General features: G+C 56.3%; 2 rRNA genes (1 of these 2 cut by a window edge). Both read right to left on the bottom strand.

From position 1 onward, the window contains the following. Positions 1-2: 2 nt before the first annotated feature. Positions 3-119: ribosomal RNA gene (rrf, locus tag ACFXA3_RS34210) — 5S ribosomal RNA — on the bottom strand. Positions 120-196: 77 nt separating this feature from the next. Continuing rightward, a 23S ribosomal RNA gene (locus ACFXA3_RS34205) occupies positions 197-2,029 on the bottom strand; it runs 1,384 nt beyond the window's last position.

The raw sequence follows: 2,029 nt of genomic DNA, 5'->3' as shown, positions 1-2,029 counted from the left end.
TTGTTCGGCGGCGTCCTACTCTCCCACAGGGTCCCCCCTGCAGTACCATCGGCGCTGAAAGGCTTAGCTTCCGGGTTCGGAATGTAACCGGGCGTTTCCCTAACGCTATGACCACCGAAACACTATGAAATTCGAACGCTGGCTGTAATCACAGCTGTTCGTTATTTCAGAACTAACACAGTGGACGCGAGCAACTGAGGACAAGCCCTCGGCCTATTAGTACCAGTCAGCTCCACCCGTTACCGGGCTTCCACATCTGGCCTATCAACCCAGTCGTCTACTGGGAGCCTTACCCTCTCAAGGAGGTGGGAATACTCATCTTGAAGCAGGCTTCCCGCTTAGATGCTTTCAGCGGTTATCCCTCCCGAACGTAGCCAACCAGCCATGCCCTTGGCAGGACAACTGGCACACCAGAGGTTCGTCCGTCCCGGTCCTCTCGTACTAGGGACAGCCCTTCTCAATATTCCTACGCGCACAGCGGATAGGGACCGAACTGTCTCACGACGTTCTAAACCCAGCTCGCGTACCGCTTTAATGGGCGAACAGCCCAACCCTTGGGACCGACTCCAGCCCCAGGATGCGACGAGCCGACATCGAGGTGCCAAACCATCCCGTCGATATGGACTCTTGGGGAAGATCAGCCTGTTATCCCCGGGGTACCTTTTATCCGTTGAGCGACGGCGCTTCCACAAGCCACCGCCGGATCACTAGTCCCGACTTTCGTCCCTGCTCGACCCGTCGGTCTCACAGTCAAGCTCCCTTGTGCACTTACACTCAACACCTGATTGCCAACCAGGCTGAGGGAACCTTTGGGCGCCTCCGTTACCCTTTGGGAGGCAACCGCCCCAGTTAAACTACCCATCAGACACTGTCCCTGATCCGGATCACGGACCGAGGTTAGACATCCAGCACGACCAGAGTGGTATTTCAACGATGACTCCACAACCACTGGCGTGGCTGCTTCAAAGTCTCCCACCTATCCTACACAAGCCGAACCGAACACCAATATCAAACTGTAGTAAAGGTCCCGGGGTCTTTCCGTCCTGCTGCGCGAAACGAGCATCTTTACTCGTAGTGCAATTTCACCGGGCCTATGGTTGAGACAGTCGAGAAGTCGTTACGCCATTCGTGCAGGTCGGAACTTACCCGACAAGGAATTTCGCTACCTTAGGATGGTTATAGTTACCACCGCCGTTTACTGGCGCTTAAGTTCTCAGCTTCGCAACCCCGAAAGGTCACTAACCGGTCCCCTTAACGTTCCAGCACCGGGCAGGCGTCAGTCCGTATACATCGCCTTACGGCTTCGCACGGACCTGTGTTTTTAGTAAACAGTCGCTTCTCGCTGGTCTCTGCGGCCACCCCCAGCTCACGGAGCAAGTCCGATCACCAGTGATGGCCCCCCTTCTCCCGAAGTTACGGGGGCATTTTGCCGAGTTCCTTAACCATAGTTCACCCGAACGCCTCGGTATTCTCTACCTGACCACCTGAGTCGGTTTAGGGTACGGGCCGCCATGAAACTCGCTAGAGGCTTTTCTCGACAGCATAGGATCATCCACTTCACCACAATCGGCTCGGCATCAGGTCTCAGCCTTATATGAGGGACGGATTTGCCTACCCCTCGGCCTACACCCTTACCCCGGGACAACCACCGCCCGGGCTGGACTACCTTCCTGCGTCACCCCATCGCTTACCTACTACAAGTCTGGTTCGTCGGCTCCACCACTTTCCATTCCCCGAAGGGTCCGGAACGGCTTCACGGACTTAGCATCGCCTGATTCGATATTGGGCGTTTCAAAGCGGGTACCGGAATATCAACCGGTTGTCCATCGACTACGCCTGTCGGCCTCGCCTTAGGTCCCGACTTACCCTGGGCAGATCAGCTTGACCCAGGAACCCTTAGTCAATCGGCGCACACGTTTCTCACGTGTGTATCGCTACTCATGCCTGCATTCTCACTCGTGAACCGTCCACAACTAGCTTCCGCTGCTGCTTCACCCGGCACACGACGCTCCCCTACCCATCACAGCGG

Source organism: Streptomyces sp. NPDC059456 (genome assembly GCF_042750055.1).
GTDB lineage: Bacteria > Actinomycetota > Actinomycetes > Streptomycetales > Streptomycetaceae > Streptomyces.
This window is presented reverse-complemented; position numbering and strand designations above follow the sequence as displayed.